14 protein-coding genes and 1 pseudogene are annotated in these 18,736 nt (G+C 61.1%); 10 read left to right on the plus strand and 5 right to left on the minus strand.

Annotation, left to right across the window (positions count from 1 at the left end; translation table 11 throughout):
* Positions 1–87: 87 nt before the first annotated feature.
* The 4 genes and pseudogenes from AC07YV_RS15610 to AC07YV_RS15625 all read right to left on the minus strand — a co-directional run bounded on the left by AC07YV_RS15610 (position 88) and on the right by AC07YV_RS15625 (position 4,796).
* Positions 88–1,062, minus strand: coding sequence for a serine/threonine protein kinase (locus AC07YV_RS15610; protein ID WP_007980356.1), 975 nt, complete (start codon positions 1,060–1,062; stop codon positions 88–90).
* Positions 1,063–1,259: 197 nt separating this feature from the next.
* Positions 1,260–3,161 (minus strand): PhoX family protein, encoded by a 1,902-nt coding sequence (locus AC07YV_RS15615; RefSeq protein ID WP_102700148.1) that lies wholly within the window; start codon positions 3,159–3,161, stop codon positions 1,260–1,262.
* Between the two features lie 65 nt (positions 3,162–3,226).
* Positions 3,227–3,991, minus strand: coding sequence for a TOBE domain-containing protein (locus AC07YV_RS15620; protein ID WP_102700149.1), 765 nt, complete (start codon positions 3,989–3,991; stop codon positions 3,227–3,229).
* Between the two features lie 63 nt (positions 3,992–4,054).
* Positions 4,055–4,796, minus strand: a pseudogene (locus AC07YV_RS15625) (ComFC family protein).
* Between the two features lie 93 nt (positions 4,797–4,889).
* Between AC07YV_RS15625 and bioB the strand changes: the two are divergent.
* The 10 genes from bioB (at position 4,890) to AC07YV_RS15675 (ending at position 17,514) form a co-directional block, all read left to right on the plus strand.
* Positions 4,890–5,945: a biotin synthase BioB gene (gene bioB, locus AC07YV_RS15630; protein WP_102700150.1), complete on the plus strand. Its 1,056-nt coding sequence runs from the start codon at positions 4,890–4,892 to the stop codon at positions 5,943–5,945.
* Between the two features lie 173 nt (positions 5,946–6,118).
* Positions 6,119–7,297, plus strand: coding sequence for an 8-amino-7-oxononanoate synthase (gene bioF / locus AC07YV_RS15635; protein WP_102700152.1), 1,179 nt, complete (start codon positions 6,119–6,121; stop codon positions 7,295–7,297).
* Positions 7,290–8,021, plus strand: a complete 732-nt coding sequence (locus AC07YV_RS15640; protein WP_102700153.1) for an alpha/beta fold hydrolase — start codon at positions 7,290–7,292, stop codon at positions 8,019–8,021. Before bioF ends, AC07YV_RS15640 begins: the two co-directional genes overlap by 8 nt.
* On the plus strand, positions 8,014–8,826 hold the full coding sequence (gene bioC, locus AC07YV_RS15645) for a malonyl-ACP O-methyltransferase BioC (RefSeq protein ID WP_102700154.1): 813 nt from the start codon (positions 8,014–8,016) through the stop codon (positions 8,824–8,826). The genes AC07YV_RS15640 and bioC overlap by 8 nt, the downstream gene beginning before the upstream one ends.
* On the plus strand, positions 8,823–9,503 hold the full coding sequence (gene bioD, locus AC07YV_RS15650; protein ID WP_102700155.1) for a dethiobiotin synthase: 681 nt from the start codon (positions 8,823–8,825) through the stop codon (positions 9,501–9,503). Before bioC ends, bioD begins: the two co-directional genes overlap by 4 nt.
* Before the next feature lie 122 nt (positions 9,504–9,625).
* Positions 9,626–9,922 (plus strand): pyrroloquinoline quinone biosynthesis protein PqqE, encoded by a 297-nt coding sequence (locus AC07YV_RS15655; RefSeq protein WP_102700156.1) that lies wholly within the window; start codon positions 9,626–9,628, stop codon positions 9,920–9,922.
* Between the two features lie 278 nt (positions 9,923–10,200).
* Positions 10,201–12,006, plus strand: coding sequence for a phenylacyl-CoA dehydrogenase (locus tag AC07YV_RS15660; protein ID WP_015097094.1), 1,806 nt, complete (start codon positions 10,201–10,203; stop codon positions 12,004–12,006).
* A gap of 379 nt (positions 12,007–12,385) precedes the next feature.
* On the plus strand, positions 12,386–13,678 hold the full coding sequence (locus tag AC07YV_RS15665) for a GGDEF domain-containing protein (protein WP_102700157.1): 1,293 nt from the start codon (positions 12,386–12,388) through the stop codon (positions 13,676–13,678).
* A gap of 85 nt (positions 13,679–13,763) precedes the next feature.
* On the plus strand, positions 13,764–15,560 hold the full coding sequence (locus AC07YV_RS15670; protein WP_102700158.1) for an acyl-CoA dehydrogenase C-terminal domain-containing protein: 1,797 nt from the start codon (positions 13,764–13,766) through the stop codon (positions 15,558–15,560).
* A 175-nt stretch (positions 15,561–15,735) separates the two neighbouring features.
* A complete protein-coding gene (locus tag AC07YV_RS15675; RefSeq protein WP_102700159.1) occupies positions 15,736–17,514 on the plus strand; it encodes an acyl-CoA dehydrogenase C-terminal domain-containing protein in 1,779 nt (592 codons plus the stop codon).
* A 227-nt stretch (positions 17,515–17,741) separates the two neighbouring features.
* Here the strand turns inward: AC07YV_RS15675 and AC07YV_RS15680 are convergent, their stop codons facing one another.
* Positions 17,742–18,671, minus strand: coding sequence for a LysR family transcriptional regulator (locus tag AC07YV_RS15680; protein ID WP_102700160.1), 930 nt, complete (start codon positions 18,669–18,671; stop codon positions 17,742–17,744).
* Positions 18,672–18,736 lie beyond the last annotated feature (65 nt).

Consider the following 18,736-nt stretch of genomic DNA (forward strand, 5'->3'; position numbering starts at 1 on the left):
CGCGAAGGCGGCGTGTCAGTCGACATCAATGTTGAATGACACGCCGCCTTCGCGAGCAAGCCCGCTCCCACATGGGGTCTGTGTTTGTCAGAAGAGTTTTAGTGGCTCTTCCTGGAGCGCCGCCAGTTGTTCGCGCAGAGCCAATACCTGATCACCCCAGTAACGCTCGGTGCCGAACCACGGAAAGCTGCGGGGGAACGCGGGATCGTCCCAGCGACGGGCGAGCCACGCGCTGTAGTGCAACAGGCGCAGGGCGCGCAAGGGCTCGATCAGCGCCAGTTCGCGCGGGTCGAAGTCGTGGAATTCGTTGTAGCCATCCATCAGTTCCGACAACTGGCTCAGGCAATCCTGGCGATCACCGGCGAGCATCATCCAGATGTCCTGTACCGCCGGGCCCATGCGGCAGTCGTCGAGGTCGACGATATGGAACATCTCGTCGCGGCACATCATGTTGCCGGGGTGGCAGTCACCGTGCATGCGGATGTTCTGGTGCGGCGTGTTGCTGTAGGCATCTTCCACACGCTTGAGCAGATCTCGGGCCACCGACTCGTAGGCCGGCAGCAGGCTGCGGGGGATGAAGTTGCCGTCGAGCAACGTGGCCAGCGAGTCATGGCCGAAGTTTTTTACCGCCAGCGCTTCACGGTGCTCGAACGGCCGGGTCGAGCCGACCGCGTGCAGGCGTCCGAGCAACTGGCCCAGGCGATACAGTTGATCGAGGTTGCCCGGCTCCGGTGCGCGGCCGCCGCGGCGGGGGAACAGGGTAAAACGGAAACCGCTGTGTTCGTGCAGGGTTTCACCGTTGTGAATCAACGGCGCCACGACCGGCACCTCGCAATCGGCGAGTTCGGCGGTGAACTGGTGTTCTTCCAGAATCGCTTCGTTGCTCCAGCGTTGCGGCCGGTAGAACTTGGCGATCAGTGGCTCGGCGTCTTCGATGCCGACCTGATAGACGCGGTTCTCGTAGCTGTTGAGCGCCAGGATGCGCGCGTCGCTGAGAAAGCCGATGCTTTCGACGGCATCGAGCACGAGGTCTGGCGTAAGGGTTTCAAACGGGTGGGCCATGCTGACTCCTGCGCGCAGCAGGCTGCTGCGTCCGGCCAGGCATGGTAGCGCAGACGGGGCTTCTATAGTGTTTGGGCTTGATATGAGTGTTGTCCGGGATGACGTCTTCGCGAGCAAGCCCGCTCCCACATTCGACCGCAGTCTCCTGAATTAACTCGGTCAAATGTGGGAGCGGGCTTGCTCGCGAAGAGGCGGGATCAGGCGCCGACGATCCCACCATCTTCCCGCGAAATCGCCATCACCGAAGACCGCGGCTTGCCATTGGGCAGATGCTCGGGGAAGGTCGAGCCACCGTTTTCACCCGGGTGCTGGATTCCGACGAACAGGGTTTTCTGGTCCGGCGAGAAGCTGATCCCGGTCACCTCGCAGCCCACCGGCCCGACCATGAAGCGGCGAATCTCGCCGGTCGCCGGATCAGCGCAGAGCATCTGGTTATTGCCCATGCCGGCAAAGTCACCGGCGTTGCTCACATCACCGTCGGTCAGGATCCACAAGCGTCCGGCCTTGTCGAAGCCCAAGCCGTCCGGGCTGTTGAACATGTTCTGCGGCGTAATGTTCGACGAGCCGGCCTTTGGCGTCCCGGCATGTGCGGCCGGGTTGCCGGCCACCACAAACAGGTCCCAGGCAAAGGTGTGTGAGGCGTGATCGTCGCGTTCGGTGCGCCAGCGCAGGATCTGGCCGTAGACGTTCTTCTCCCGCGGGTTCGGTCCGCCCACCGGTTGCCCGTCTTCGCCGCGCTTGGCGTTGTTGGTCAAGGTGCAGTAGACCTGGCCGTCCTTGGGGCTGACCACGATCCATTCCGGGCGGTCCATGCGCGTGGCTTTCACCACACTGGCGGCGAGACGGGCGTGGATCAGCACTTCGGCCTGATCGGCAAAACCGCTGCTGGCGTCGATACCGTTTTTGCCGTGGGTCAGTTCGATCCATTCACCCTGGCCTTTCGGGTGATCGGCGTTGCCGTCTCCGGCATCGAAACGCGCCACATAGAGGGTGCCGTGATCGAGAATGTCGCGGTTGGCCTTGGGGTTCTTGTGGTCGATCTTGTCGCGGCTGACGAATTTGTAGATGAACTCGCCGCGCTCATCGTCGCCCATGTACACCACGGCATGGCCATCGCCGGTTTCGGCCAGGGCGGCGTTTTCGTGTTTGAAGCGGCCGAGGGCGGTGCGTTTGACCGGCGTCGACTGCGGATCGAACGGATCGATCTCCACCACCCAGCCATGACGGTTGAGTTCGTTGGGGTTCTTGGCCAGGTCGAAACGCTCGTCGTGTTGGTGCCAGTTGATTTCTTTGCTGGTCACCACCGCGCCGTAGCGTTTTTGCGCCGGGTCGAATTTCTGCTCGGCGTTGCTGCTGCCGAAGCAGTCGGTGAAGTTTTCTTCACAGGTCAGATAGGTGCCCCACGGCGTCTTGCCGTTGGCACAGTTCTGGAACGTGCCGAGAACGTTCTTGCCGTGGGGGTCGGCGCTGGTCTTCAGCAGTGCGTGACCGGCGGCTGGGCCGCTCAGGGTGATCGGCGCATTACCGTGAATGCGGCGGTTGTAGCGCGAGCCCTGGACGAATTGCCATTGGCCGTTCTTGCGCTGCACTTCAATCACCGACACACCTTCGCAGGCCAGCGCCTTGCGCACGTCTTCCGCCGATTGCGGCATGCCGCCGTGGGCGTAGAGGTAGCGGTAGTTGGTGTATTCGTTGTTGATCGCCATCAGCGCGCGGTCTTTTTCGCCCGGAAATTCGAACAGGCTCATGCCATCGTTGTTGTCGCCGAACTGGGCTTCCTGATGCACGGCGCTGCCGTTGCCGCTCGGGTCGAACGCCGGGCCGTCCTTGTGCAGGGGCTGGCCCCAGCTGATCAGCACCGAGGACTTGTAGCCCGGTGGCAGGGTGATGGCGTCGCTGGTGGCGGCGGCAATGCTGTCAAAGCCCAGCAATTGGCTGTTACCGGCGCTGACGCTGGCGGCCATCACACTGCGGCTCAGCAGGTTGCCGCCGAGGAACATCGCCGCGCCGCACAGGGCACCTGCGCTGATGAAGCTGCGACGACTGAGGCCGACCATGGTTTCGAGGTCGGTGGACTGGTTTTCTTCTAATAGGCTCACTTCAGGCTCCCTGCGGTTTTGCAGACACCTTAATGGTGAGTAATGAACCTTTTGTTGCAGTTTGCTTAAAGCGGCGTACCCAGCAGAACCCTGGAGGGCGAAAACTCCACGCGCACCGGTTTGCCGCAGGTCAACCCCAATGCCCGCAGGTGCGTTGGTTCGTCCAGCGCGCACAGGGTCAGGCCGTTAGGCAGGGTGATGCGCACTTCGCTGGGGCCATCGTCGGCGTCGAGAATCTTCTCGATGGTGCCTTTCAGGCAATTGTTTCCCGGCGTTTCGGCTGAATCGATCTCCAGCAAATCGAGCCAGCCGGCCTTGATCAAGGCCACGACTTCGGTACCGATTTGCAGTTCCAGGCGCTCGGTGCTGTCGTGGGTGATTTGCGCATCGACGATCAAGCCTTCGGCGACTTCGAGGCGAATCAGGTCGTTGCGTCCCTGGGGCTCAATCGCCATTACCTTGCCGTGTAACTGATTGCGCGCGCTGGTGCGCAGCATCAAGCGCCCGAGCAGGTCGAGGTCGCTGGCATCTTCAGCGGCTTCCAGCACCTGGGCCTGCAAGGCTTGCAGCTTCTGGTACAGCCGCAGCACCCGCTCGCCTTCCATGGAGAGACGGGCACCGCCCCCACCCTTGCCGCCGACAATCCGCTCCACCAACGGCTTCTGCGCCAGGTTGTTCAGCTCATCGATGGCATCCCAGGCAGCCTTGTAGCTCAGGCCCGCGCTTTTTGCCGCACGGGTGATCGAGCCTTGCTCGGCGATGTGCTGCAGCAGGGCGATGCGCTGCGGACGGCGGACAATGTGCTGGGACAACAAGGTGGGCAAAGACATGGCAAGTCGCTTTGGGTGGTGGCGATGGGGAGGACGTTGGCGGCTTGGGACGCGCGAGTCAAGTCAGGTTGTCTCGCCGGGTTTGGGCGTGCGGGTCAGGCAATAGACGTCGACCCGCGCTGCACCGGCGTCGATCAACAGCCAGGCCAGGGCCTGGGCCGTGGCACCGGTGGTGAGAACGTCGTCGATCAGGGCCAGGTGCCGGCCCTTGACGGCGGCACCGGGTATCAGGCTGAAAGCGTTGCGCAAATTCCTGCGCCGCGCTTGGGCATTCAAGGCCTGTTGGGCACCGGTGTCCTGGGTTCGAAGCAGCAACCGTTCGTCGCATGGAATGTCCAGGGCGTCACTCAACCAGTGGGCCAGCATGGCTGCCTGGTTGAACCCGCGCTGGCGCAGGCGCCGGTTGGCCAGCGGTACCGGAATCAGCGCATGGGGCCGCTGCAGATCATCTTCGAAGCGATGTTGCAGGTATTGAGCGAGAAGTTCGGCGAGCAAGCGGCCAAACGGCCACTTTGCATTGTGTTTGAAGCGGGTGATCAGGCTGTCAACCGGAAAGCTGTAGGTCCAGGGGGGCAATCACCTGTTCGAAGGCCGGTGGCTGCTTCAGGCAATGGCCGCAGGTCAGGCCCGCGGCCGGAAGCGGCAGGGCGCAGGTACGGCAGTGATCGCCCAGCCAGGGCAACTCGGTTTCGCAGGCCGTGCAGACAGGGACGATGCCGTCGGCGAGCTCATCGCACAAAAGACACGACTGTTTGTTTTTTGACCAGATGTAAACCAGTCCTTTGTTATGTGGTTGACAGCGCATCGCTCTTCCTTAAATATGCCGAAACATCTGTGAGGCGGCTGTGACATTCCATGACCCTGCCGCATGCCAAAGCATAATTCAAAGGAAACACCCATGAGCGCCAGCACCACTGCAACCCTGCGTCATGACTGGTCTTTGGCCGAAGTCAAAGCACTCTTCGTTCAGCCATTCAATGACCTGTTGTTCCAGGCGCAGACGGTGCACCGCGCACATTTCGACGCCAACCGCGTTCAGGTCTCGACCCTGTTGTCGATCAAAACCGGCGCCTGCCCGGAAGATTGCAAATATTGTCCGCAGTCCGGTCACTACAACACTGGCCTGGAAAAAGAAAAACTGATGGAGGTGCAGAAGGTCCTCGAAGAGGCCGCTCGCGCCAAGGCCATCGGTTCGACCCGCTTCTGCATGGGCGCGGCGTGGAAGCACCCGTCGGCCAAGGACATGCCGTACGTACTGAAGATGGTTGAAGGCGTGAAAGCCCTGGGCCTGGAAACCTGCATGACCCTCGGTCGCCTGGATCAGGACCAGACCGAGGCGCTGGCCAAGGCCGGCCTCGACTACTACAACCACAACCTCGATACATCGCCGGAGTTCTACGGCAGCATCATCACCACCCGCACCTACAGCGAGCGCCTGCAAACCCTGGCCTACGTGCGTGAGTCGGGGATGAAGATCTGTTCCGGCGGCATCCTCGGCATGGGCGAGTCGCTGGACGACCGCGCCAACCTGCTGATCCAGTTGGCCAACCTGCCGGAGCATCCGGAGTCGGTGCCGATCAACATGCTGGTGAAAGTCGCCGGTACGCCGCTGGAAAATGCCGACGACGTCGACCCGTTCGATTTCATCCGCATGCTCGCGGTCGCGCGCATCCTGATGCCGCAATCCCACGTGCGCCTGTCCGCCGGCCGCGAAGCCATGAACGAGCAGATGCAGGCTCTGGCGTTCTTCGCCGGTGCCAACTCGATTTTCTACGGCGAGAAACTGCTGACCACCGCCAACCCGCAGGCCGACAAGGACATGCAATTGTTCGGGCGCCTGGGCATCCTGCCGGAAGCCCGCGAAGAGCACGCCGATGAAGTGCATCAGGCGGCTATCGAGCAGGCGCTGGTGGAGCAGAAGAGCAGCGAGCAGTTCTATAACGCGGCGGTTTGAGCAACCACTGCGTCCACTGAATGAATGCAAAACCCCTGTGGGAGCGAGCTTGCTCGCGATAGCGTCAGGTCCGTCGACATCAATGTTGAATGTGACGCCGCCATCGCGAGCAAGCTCGCTCCCACAGGGATCGCATTCATTTTGATTTCTGTGATCTGAACTTCGAGGCCTGCATGTCTTTCGATCTCGCCGCACGCCTTGCTGCCCGTCGTGCCGAAAATCTCTACCGCCAGCGTCCGCTGCTCGAAAGCCCGCAGGGGCCGCAAGTGGTGGTTGATGGCCGGCCGTTGCTGGCGTTCTGTAACAACGACTACCTGGGGCTGGCCAATCATCCACAAGTGATCGAAGCCTGGCGTGCCGGCGCTTTGAAGTGGGGGGTGGGCGGCGGCGCCTCACATCTGGTCATCGGCCATAGCGCCCCGCACCATGCCCTGGAAGAAGCCTTGGCCGACCTGACCGGTCGCCCACGCGCGTTGCTGTTCACCACCGGTTACATGGCTAACCTCGGTGCGGTCACGGCGCTGGTGGGGCAGGGTGATACGGTGCTCGAAGACCGGCTCAATCATGCGTCGCTGCTCGACGCGGGGCTGCTGTCCGGCGCGCGGTTCAATCGCTACTTGCACAACGACCCGGTGAGCCTGGCCAAACGCCTGGAAAAAGCCACCGGCAATACACTGGTGGTCACCGACGGCGTGTTCAGCATGGACGGCGATATCGCCGACTTGCCGGCACTGGCCCGAGAGGCCAAGGCCAAGGGCGCCTGGTTGATGGTCGACGATGCCCATGGTTTCGGACCGCTGGGCGCCAATGGTGGCGGCATCGTCGAGCATTTCGGTTTGAGCCAGGAAGACGTTCCGGTGCTGGTCGGCACCCTCGGCAAAGCCTTCGGTACGGCGGGCGCTTTTGTGGCCGGCAGCGAAGAGCTGATCGAAAGTCTGATCCAGTTCGCCCGGCCTTACATCTACACCACCAGCCAGCCTCCGGCGCTGGCCTGCGCCACGTTGAAAAGCCTGGAACTGCTGCGCAGCGAACACTGGCGCCGCGAGCATTTGCAGACGCTGATCCGCCAGTTCCGCCAGGGTGCCGAGCAGATCGGCCTGGAACTCATGGACAGCTTCACACCGATTCAACCGATCATGGTCGGCGATGCCGGGCGCGCGGTGCGTCTTTCGCAAATGTTGCGCGAGCGCGGGTTGATGGTGACGGCGATTCGCCCGCCGACCGTGCCTGCTGGCAGCGCCCGACTGCGGGTCACGCTGACGGCAGCCCACAGCGAGGCCCAGGTGCAGCTATTGTTAAACGGACTGGCCGATTGTTTTCAACAACTGCAGCCGGAGCCAAGCCATGCGTGATCGTTTGATTCTGCTGCCCGGCTGGGGCCTCGGCGTTTCACCGCTGGAGCCTTTGGCTGCGGCTTTGCGCGGCCTGGACGAGCACTTGCGCGTCGAAATCGAGCCGTTGCCTGACCTGGAGTCGAGCGATCTTCAAGAGTGGCTCGATGAGCTTGATGCGACGTTGCCGCAAGACGCCTGGCTGGGCGGCTGGTCATTGGGTGGCATGCTCGCCTGCGAACTGGCGGCCCGGCGTGGCGATCGCTGCTGCGGCGTGTTCACACTGGCCAGCAACGCCTCTTTTGTCGCGCATGAACACTGGTCGGCCGCCATGCCTGGGGAAACCTTCGATGCGTTTCTGGCGGGATGTGCAGCCGATCCGCGCGCGACCTTGAAACGCTTTTCACTGCTCTGCGCCCAGGGCGCCGAAGACCCGCGCGGATTGTCGCGGCTGTTGCTCGCTGGCGCACCGAACACGGCCGCGCCAGTGCTGCTGAGCGGTCTGCAAGTGCTTGCGCAACTGGATACACGGCAGGCAATGCAATCGTTCCGCGGTCTGCAACTGCATCTATTCGCCGGTCTCGACGGGTTGGTGCCGGCGGAGGCGGCGGGCGATTTGCTGGCGTTGCTGCCGGATATAGAAATCGGTCTGATTGAGCAGGCCGGTCACGCGTTTCTTCTGGAAGATCCCCACGGTGTGGCGGGGGCGATCCAGGCCTTTTTGCATGAGTCCGGCGATGACTGATTTATCTCTTCCCAACCTGCCCGGCGGCTTGCCCGACAAACGCCAGGTCGCTGCATCTTTCTCCCGCGCGGCGCAAAGCTACGACAGCGTGGCCGAGTTGCAGCGTGATGTGGGCAGCCAATTGCTCGGACGCTTGGCGCAGGACTTCGTACCGCAGCGCTGGCTGGACCTGGGCTGCGGAACCGGGCATTTCAGTCGTGCCTTGGGTGAGCGGTTTGCGGGCAGTCACGGTGTGGCGCTGGACATCGCCGAAGGCATGCTCAACCACGCCCGGCCGTTGGGCGGTGCCACGCATTTCGTGGCCGGCGATGCCGAGCGTTTGCCACTGCAGGACTCGACCTGCGACCTGATCTTCTCCAGCCTGGCGGTGCAATGGTGTGCGGACTTCGACTCGGTGCTCAGTGAAGCTTATCGAGTGCTGAAACCGGGTGGCATTTTTGCGTTTGCTAGTCTTTGTACAGGGACGTTGTTTGAATTGCGCGACAGCTGGCGACAGGTCGATGGCATGGTGCACGTCAATCGCTTCCGGGAGTTTGGTGTTTATCAGCAGTTGTGTGCGGCCAGCGGCTTGAGGATGGTCAGTCTGCAAAACCTGCCGCATGTGCTGCATTACCCGGATGTGCGCAGCCTGACCCATGAGCTCAAGGCACTGGGTGCGCACAATCTCAATCCCGGTCGACCGGGTGGCTTGACCGGCCGGGCGCGGATTTTGGGCTTGATTGAGGCTTATGAGCAGTTTCGTCAGGCCCGAGGCCTGCCGGCGACTTATCAAGTGGTGTACGCCATTTTGGAGAAACCCTTATGAGCGCAGCCTATTTCATCACCGGCACGGATACGGATGTCGGTAAAACCACGGTCGCTGCAGGGCTACTGCATGCGGCGCGTTCGGCGGGTTTGAGCACGGCGGCGGGCAAGCCGGTAGCGTCCGGATGCGATGTGACGCCCAAAGGCTTGCGCAACGCCGATGCACTGGCTTTGATGGCGGAGTGTTCGCTGCCGCTGACGTACGCACAGGTCAATCCGGTGGCCTTCGAACCGGCCATTGCTCCCCATCTGGCGGCACGGGAGGCGGGCGTGGCGTTGACGGTGCAGTCGTTGCTGGCGCCGATGCGGCAGATTTTGGGCCTGCAGGCGGACTTCACCCTGATCGAAGGCGCTGGCGGCTGGCGCGTACCCTTGGCGGATCAGGACAATCTGTCGGACCTCGCCATCGCGTTGCAGCTGCCGGTGATCCTGGTGGTCGGCGTGCGCCTGGGGTGTATCAGCCATGCCTTGTTGACCGCCGAAGCGATCGCCCGGGACGGTTTGCAACTGGCGGGATGGGTGGCCAACATCATCGACCCGAAGACCTCGCGGCTGGAAGAAAACCTCGCCACCCTGGCCGAACGCCTCCCGGCGCCGTGCCTGGGGCGTGTGCCCAAACTCAAGGCCGTGACGGCAGAAGCCGTGGCCGAGCACTTGCAACTGGATCTGTTGGACTGACGTCTGGCAATGCGGGCTTTGCCTATGACAAGGCACTGTGCCATTAGTGTTTTTGACGGGTGTTTTGCCAGCCACTCTGCTTCAATGGCTGTCGTTGATCCTTTGCAAGGACGAGTTCTCCCATGGAAATCTCAGGTAATACCGCTTTTTATGCCGGTCTGAGCACCCTTCAGGCAGGGCAGAACCGTGTCGATCAAGCCGCTGGGCAGATCGCCAACACCACCATTGAGCGTTCGGTCACCAGCCAATCCTCCGAGGCGCAGGTCGATCGGCTGAGATCGGTTGATCGCAGCCAGCAATCGGACCTGGCCAGCAACGTGGTCGAAATGGCCCAAGGCAAGATTCAGGCGGAGCTGGGCGTGAAAGTCGCCAAGGCCGCCGATGAAGTGCTCGGAACATTGATCGATACCTACGCCTGATTCCTTGCCCAATCCGCACCTTCCAGCGCCGCGCCTGTTCGCGGCGTTTTTGTGCGTAAGTCTTTCTTGCTCAACTAATCTTTTCAGGATGGCGGGCTGCTTCGGCAGCGCGGCGGCGGTGTCGTGTGCCTGAATGTCCGATCCTGCGATGACGAACGGCAAAAGATCGACGCTTGACAAGATTTGGGCGTAAACGTATGTTTCAAACAACTGTTTGATCGCAACAACAAATCAATGCGGTCGTTCATTCCCGGTTACATCAGCAGAGGTTTATCGCTATGCCTGACTACAAGGCCCCCTTGCGTGATATTCGCTTCGTTCGTGACGAACTGCTCGGCTACGAAGCGCACTATCAGAGCCTTCCGGCTTGTGCCGACGCAACTCCGGACATGGTTGACGCCATTCTCGAGGAAGGCGCCAAGTTTTGTGAGCAGGTACTGGCTCCGCTGAACCGTGTGGGCGACCTCGAAGGTTGCACCTGGAGCGAGTCCGGCGTTAAGACGCCGACTGGCTTCAAGGAAGCCTACAAGCAATTCGTTGAAGGCGGCTGGCCGAGCCTGGCTCACGACGTCGAGCACGGCGGCCAAGGCCTGCCGGAATCCCTGGGCCTGGCCATCAGTGAAATGGTCGGCGAGTCCAACTGGTCGTGGGGCATGTACCCGGGCCTGTCGCACGGTGCGATGAACACCATCTCCGAGCACGGCACCCCTGAGCAGCAAGAGGCTTACCTGACCAAGCTGGTTTCCGGCGAATGGACCGGCACCATGTGCCTGACCGAACCGCACTGCGGCACCGACCTGGGCATGCTGCGCACCAAGGCCGAGCCTCAGGCCGACGGTTCCTACAAAGTCTCCGGCACCAAGATCTTCATCTCGGCCGGTGAACACGACATGGCCGACAACATCGTCCACATCGTACTGGCCCGCCTGCCGGATGCTCCGGCTGGCACCAAAGGCATCTCCCTGTTCATCGTGCCGAAGTTCCTGCCGAACGCCGATGGCTCGGTTGGCACGCGTAACGCCGTGTCTTGCGGTTCCCTGGAACACAAGATGGGCATCCACGGCAACGCCACCTGCGTGATGAACTTCGACGGCGCCACCGGTTTCCTGATCGGCCCGGCGAACAAAGGCCTGAACTGCATGTTCACCTTCATGAACACCGCTCGCCTGGGTACCGCGCTGCAAGGCCTGGCCCACGCTGAAGTCGGTTTCCAGGGCGGCCTGAAATACGCTCGCGACCGTCTGCAAATGCGCTCGCTGACTGGCCCGAAAGCGCCGGACAAAGCCGCTGACCCGATCATCGTACACCCTGACGTACGCCGCATGCTGTTGACCATGAAGGCTTTCGCCGAAGGCAACCGTGCGATGGTTTACTTCACCGCCAAGCAGGTCGACATCGTCAAGTACGGCGTGGACGAAGAAGAGAAGAAGAAAGCCGACGCATTGCTGGCGTTCATGACGCCAATCGCCAAGGCCTTCATGACCGAAGTCGGTTTCGAATCGGCCAACCACGGCGTGCAGATCTATGGCGGCCACGGCTTCATCGCCGAGTGGGGCATGGAGCAGAACGTTCGCGACAGCCGCATCTCGATGCTGTACGAAGGCACCACCGGTATCCAGGCACTCGACCTGCTGGGCCGTAAAGTGCTGATGACCCAGGGCGAGGCTCTGAAAGGCTTCACCAAGATCGTCCACAAGTTCTGCCAGACCAACGAAGGCAACGAAGCGGTTCAAGAGTTCGTCGCGCCGCTGGCTGCACTGAACAAGGAATGGGGCGAGCTGACCATGAAGGTCGGTATGGCCGCCATGAAAGATCGCGAAGAAGTAGGCGCGGCCTCCGTGGACTACCTGATGTACTCCGGTTACGCCTGCCTGGCCTACTTCTGGGCTGACATGGCGCGCCTGGCTGCCGAGAAACTGGCGGCCGGCACTTCCGAAGAGGCGTTCTACACCGCCAAGCTGCAGACTGCGCGCTTCTACTTCCAGCGCATCCTGCCGCGTACCCGCACTCACGTCGCAACCATGCTGTCGGGCGCCAACAACCTGATGGACATGAAAGAAGAGAACTTCGACCTGGGCTACTAAGCCTTAACGAAGTACTTGAAAAAGCCGCTGCTCCTTCGGGACCAGCGGCTTTTTTTTGGGGCTTCCACTGGTTTGAGCGCGGGCACGACCCCTTGTAGGAGCCAGCTTGCTGGTGATGGTCGTTAACGATCACGCGTATAAACTGGATTAACGCGGCGCACTTGAGTCCATCGCCAGCAATCGAGCGTCGACCGGCTGCTCCTACAGTTTCCCGGGAATGCGTGAAGAGCCTTTTTTGCTTTAAGGGTTGCCCGTGGAATGAATGTTTGTAACGCCCTTTGAAAAATACCTCAGTAATTCACTCAGCAACTCGGGCTTTCTGCCGTTACAGTAGTTGGCACATTGCCATCTATTGATCTGACGGGTCGGAGCTTTACCCTTGCCGCGCTCATCTGCTGTACGTTTCAGTCATTTCCTGCCGTCATTACTGCTGTTGCTGGCGGGGCTTGCGGCTGCATACATCAAGGATCTGAACGTCTTTTTCACCTCGCTCTTCAACGTGCTGCCCACCCTGGTGTTGTTGCTCGGTGGCGCCTATTGCGCGGTGTACCGACGCCAGCGTGAACTGTTTCTGATGGTCACGGTGTACATCGCCTACTTCCTGCTCGACACCCAGACCGACTTTTACCGCGACAACGGCAAGGTGCGTGACGATGCCGCCGTGGTCTTTCACCTGTGTTGCTTGCTGCTGCCATTGTTGTTTGGCGTATTCGCGGCGTGGCAGGAACGCACCCATCTGTTCCAGGACATGGTGGCGCGTTTCGCCGTATTGCTGGCGGTCGGCAGCGTGGCGCTGGGGCTTGAGCAAAGTTATCCACATGCGCTGCTGATCTGGTTGTCGGAGATTCGCTGGCCCGCCTTGCATGGCGCCTGGATGAGCCTGATCCAGTTGTCCTATCCGGTGTTCATTGCCGCGTTTGTGCTGCTGGCCTGGCAATACTGGCGCAACCCGCGACCACTGCATGCCGCGCAACTGGTGGGGTTGCTCGGGTTGTTCTGGATGCTGCCGAAAACCTTCATCCTGCCGTTCACGCTGAACATCATGTGCAGCCAGGTGATGCTGATGATCGCCGCCGCCGTTGCCCACGAAGCCTATCAAATGGCCTTCCGTGACGAACTGACCGGACTGCCGGGCCGCCGTGCGTTGAATGAACGCATGCAACGGCTGGGACGCAACTACGTGTTGGCGATGAGCGACGTCGACCATTTCAAGAAATTCAACGACACCCACGGCCACGATGTCGGCGACCAGGTGCTGCGGCTGGTGGCCAGCAAACTGTCGAAAATCGGCGGTGGCGGTAAGGCGTATCGTTATGGCGGCGAGGAATTTGCCCTGGTGTTTGCAGGCAAGACGCTCGAAGAATGCATGCCGCACCTGGAAGTCATCCGCGAGTCCATCGCCACTTACAACATTCAGCTGCGTAATCAGGAAAACCGCCCGCAGGACGACAATCAGGGGCGCCAGCGGCGTGCCGGCTCCGGCGCATCGAGTGTGTCGGTGACGGTCAGTATCGGCGTTGCCGAACGGATCGATCAGCGCACCCCGGAAGAGGTGCTCAAATCCGCTGACCAGGCGCTCTACAGCGCCAAGGGCGCCGGGCGCAACTGCGTGATGGCGTTCGGGCAGAACCGCCGTGGCGCCGTGCGCATGGATGCCGCTACGGTTGAGTGATGATCGCGCATTCAGCGACTGGACATTGATTGTGGCGTAGTGTCAGCGGCAGTAGGTTGGAAAAAACTGCCGACGGAGAATGACCATGCCCGAGTACAAAGCTCCCTTGCGCGACATGCGCTTTCTGATCGACCACGTCTTCGACTTTCACAGTAGCTACGCCGCGCTGGGGGCCAGCGATGCCAGCCCGGACATGGTCAATGCGATCCTCGAAGAAGGCGCGAAGTTCTGCGAAAACGTGCTGTCGCCGCTCAACCGCAGCGGCGATGAAGAAGGCTGCCATTTCGACAACGGCGTGGTCACCACACCCGCGGGCTTCAAGCAGGCCTTCGCCCAATATGTCGAGGGCGGCTGGCATGGCCTGGCGGCGGACCCGGTCTACGGCGGCCAAGGGTTGCCGATCTCTCTGGGCCTGGTCATCAGCGAGATGGTGGGTTCCAGCAACACCTCATGGGGCATGTACCCCGGCCTGACCCACGGAGCGATGTCGGCGATCCACGCCCATGGCACCGAGGCGCAAAAGCAGACCTATTTGAAGAAGCTCACCGCTGGCCAATGGACCGGTACCATGTGCCTGACGGAAGCCCATTGCGGCACCGACCTGGGCATCATCAAGACCCGTGCCGTGCCAGCGGCCGATGGCAGCTATGCGATCTCCGGCAGCAAGATCTTTATCTCTGCGGGCGAGCACGACATGAGCGCCAACATCATTCACCTGGTGCTCGCCAAATTGCCGGACGCACCGGCCGGGACCAAGGGCATTTCGCTGTTTATCGTGCCCAAGTTCCTGCCCGACGCGATGGGCGAAGCGGGTGAGCGCAATGGCGTGTCCTGCGGCTCGATCGAACACAAGATGGGCATCAAGGCCTCCGCCACCTGCGTGCTGAACTTCGACGAGGCCAAGGGCTTTTTGATCGGCGAGCCGAACAAGGGCCTCAACTGCATGTTCACTATGATGAACCACGCGCGGTTGGGCACGGGCATGCAAGGTCTGTGTCTGGGCGAGGCGAGCTTCCAGGGCGCGATCAAATACGCCAACGACCGTTTGCAGATGCGCTCGTTGACCGGCCCGAAAGCGCCGGAAAAAGCCGCCGACCCCATCATCGTGCACCCTGATGTGCGGCGGATGTTACTGACGATGAAAGCCTTCAACGAAGGCAACCGCGCGCTGACCTACTTCACCGCGCAGTTACTCGACGTTGCACACCTGAGCCCGGACGAAACGGCGCGCCAGGAAGCCGAAGACCTGCTGGCCTTCCTCACGCCGATCTGCAAAGCCTTCATGACCGACACCGGCCTGGAAGTGACCAACCATGGCATGCAGGTGTTTGGCGGCCACGGGTTCATTCGTGAGTGGGGTATGGAGCAACTGGTACGCGACTGCCGGATCGCACCGATCTATGAGGGCACCAACGGCATTCAGGCGCTGGACTTGCTCGGGCGCAAGGTACTCGGCAGCCAGGGCAAGCTGCTGCGCGGGTTCACCAGGATCGTCCATAAGTTCTGCGCGGCGAACGCCGAACATCCACAACTGGCCGGGTATGTGGCGCAGCTTGATCAACTGAACCAGCAGTGGGGCGAGTTGACCACCAGGGTCGGCATGGCGGCGATGAAAAACCCGGACGAAGTCGGTGCCGCGTCGGTGGACTACCTGATGTACAGCGGTTACATCATCCTCGGCTACCTGTGGTTGCGCATGGCGCTGGTGGCTCAGGCGCAGCTCGATGCTGGCAGCGGTGATGCCGGCTTCTGCCGGGGCAAACTGGCGACCAGCGAGTTTTACTTCAAGCGTCTGTTGCCACGCACTACCGCTCATCGGGCGGCCATCGAAGCGGGGAGCGATTGCCTGATGCAGTTGCCAGCGGAGATGTTTGCGCTTTAGACATGTAAATCCGCTACAAAGAAGCTCGCCTTGTGCGGGCTTTTTTGTTGATGACCAAAAATAACAAAATAGTCATGAGCTGACCCTATGTGTCTTAAAAGTTGTTGGGGTACACTCCGACCCAACGAAAACACTCTTCCTGTGAATCACCTGTATAGATCTTGCGAGGTTTGCCATGGCTGACTACAAAGCGCCCCTGCGCGATATGCGCTTCGTCCTCAATGAAGTTTTCGAGGTCGCCAAACTCTGGGCCGAACTGCCTGCGCTGGCCGAGACCGTCGATGCGGAAACGGTCGAAGCCATCCTGGAAGAAGCCGGCAAAGTCACCAGCAAAAGCATTGCACCGCTGAGCCGTGCCGCGGACGAGGAAGGATGCCATTGGGCCGACGGTGCCGTCACCACGCCGGCGGGTTTCCCGCAGGCCTATCAGACCTACGCGGAAGGCGGCTGGGTCGGTGTCGGTGGCGATCCGACCTACGGCGGCATGGGCATGCCCAAAGCCGTTTCGGCCCAGGTCGAAGAAATGGTCAACTCCGCCAGCCTGTCGTTCGGTCTGTACCCGATGCTGACCGCCGGTGCCTGCCTGTCGATCAACGCCCACGCCAGCGAAGAGCTGAAAGCCGCGTACCTGCCGAACATGTACGCCGGCATCTGGGCCGGTTCCATGTGCCTGACCGAGCCACACGCCGGTACTGACCTGGGGATCATTCGCACCAAGGCCGAGCCTCAGGCCGACGGTTCCTACAAGGTCAGCGGCACCAAGATCTTCATCACCGGTGGCGAACACGACCTCACCGAAAACATCATTCACCTGGTGCTGGCCAAGTTGCCGGATGCACCGGCGGGGCCGAAAGGCATTTCGCTGTTCCTGGTGCCGAAGTTCATGGTCAATGCCGACGGCAGCCTTGGCGCGCGCAACCCGGCGAACTGCGGGTCGATCGAACACAAGATGGGCATCCAGGCGTCCGCGACCTGCGTGATGAACTTCGATGAGGCCGTGGGTTACCTGGTTGGCGAGCCGAACAAAGGCCTGGCGGCGATGTTCACCATGATGAACTACGAGCGCCTGGGTGTCGGTATCCAGGGCCTGGCCACAGGCGAGCGCTCGTACCAGAACGCCGTGGAATACGCCCGTGACCGTCTGCAAAGCCGTTCGCCGACTGGCGCGCAGAACAAGGACAAAGTGGCTGACCCGATCATTGTTCACCCGGACGTGCGTCGCATGCTGCTGACCATGAAAGCCTCGAACGAGGGTGGCCGTGCATTCTCCACCTACGTGGCGATGCAACTGGACACCGCCAAGTTCAGCGAAGATGCCGCCACCCGCAAGCGTGCGGAAGACCTGGTGGCCTTGCTGACCCCGGTGGCGAAGGCGTTCCTGACTGATCTCGGTCTGGAAACCACCGTTCACGGCCAGCAGGTGTTCGGCGGCCACGGTTACATCCGCGAGTGGGGCCAGGAGCAACTGGTGCGTGACGTGCGCATCACCCAGATCTACGAAGGCACCAACGGCATTCAGGCGCTGGACCTGGTCGGGCGCAAGATCGTCGGCACCGGCGGGGCGTTCTACAACCTGTTCGCCGATGAGATTCGTCACTTCACCGCAACGGCCAGCACTGACCTGGTGGAGTTCACCAAGCCGCTCAACGACGCCGTGACCACCCTCGACGAACTGACCGCGTGGCTGCTGGACCGGGCGAAGAGCAATCCGAACGAAATCGGCGCGGCATCGGTCGAGTATCTGCAGGTCTTCGGTTACGTGGCGTACGCCTACATGTGGGCCCTGATGGCCAAGGCCGCTTTGGGCAAGGAAGCGCAAGACGATTTCTACGCCAGCAAACTAGGCACCGCACGGTTCTATTTCGCCCGTCTGTTGCCGCGGATTCACTCGTTGAGCGCGTCGGTCAAAGCCGGTAGCGAATCGTTGTTCCTGCTGGATGCCGGACAATTCTGATGACGTAATGGTGTGTAAGCATTCTCTTACATAACGTGCTGCTGTTCTCCCATAGATGCAAATTGGATCCACGGCTAATCTACTTCTCATGGACGTAGCGCAGGAAGCGCAAAGCAACAACAGGGACACGTAGGATTCTGCCAGGACGGCGGAGTGAAATGGATGTCAGGGAAACAGTCTGCAAAGCCCCGCTTCGGCGGGGTTTTCTTTTGCCCGAAGAAAAGTTTCTAGCTCAGCCCGTCCAGGGCTTGCGCGCTGTTCAAACGTTCAGCCGGGCCATTGATTACTTCTTCCAGCAATGTCCGCAGCAAGGCCAGCGAGGCCTGCTGCCGTTGCACATCCCGACACACCAATCCGACTTTCAGGGGGACTCGTGGTTCGCTCAGGGGTTTCCACAGCAGTTCGTGGTTGCCATGGGTCTTTTGCGAGCGTCCGGGCAGCACCGTCGCCAGGCGTGTGTGCGGCAGGCTGTCGAGGATGCCGGCCATGTTGTTCAGTTCGGCTTGCACCTGTGGTCGACGTCCGAGGTTCGCCAATTGGGTTTGCCAGATCTGCCGGATCTGAAATTCCTCGCCCAGCAGCAACATCGGTAGCTCGGCGGCCTGGCTCATGGACACTTTCTTGAATTCACGCAGCGGGTGCTCTGCCGGGATGACCAGGGTCAGTTCATCTTCGTACAGCATCACGCCATGCAGGCCAGGTTGGCGGGGCGGCAGGTAGCTGATGCCGATATCCAGAGAACCGTTGAGCAGTCTCCGCTCGATTTCCAGTCCAGTCAGTTCGTAGATCTGCACGACAAGATGCGGCTGCGCCTTGCGCACGCGTTCGAGCATCTGTGGAACGAGGCTGGTATGCACGGTCTGCAATACACCGATGGCCAGGGTGCGCAGCGCCTGACCCTTGAAGTTGCCCAGCGCCTCCCGTGCCCGTTGCAGGCCATCGAGCAAAGGCACGGCGTGGTTGTACAGCGTGTGGGCCGCGAGGGTCGGCAACAGGCGTTTGCTGTTGCGTTCGAACAGGCTCACATCGAGGTTTTGCTCGAGGTGGCGGATTTGCTGGGACAGTGCCGGCTGGGAGATCGACAGACGCTCGGCGGCCCGGCCCACATGGCCTTCTTCATAGACCGCGACGAAATAACGCAGTTGCTTGAAATCCATAAGTATTACTTATCGAAAATGCTGGGAAATCGAAATGGCTGAATGCCTTGCGTGAGCCTAGTCTA

Source organism: Pseudomonas sp. GW456-E7, from assembly GCF_059424105.1.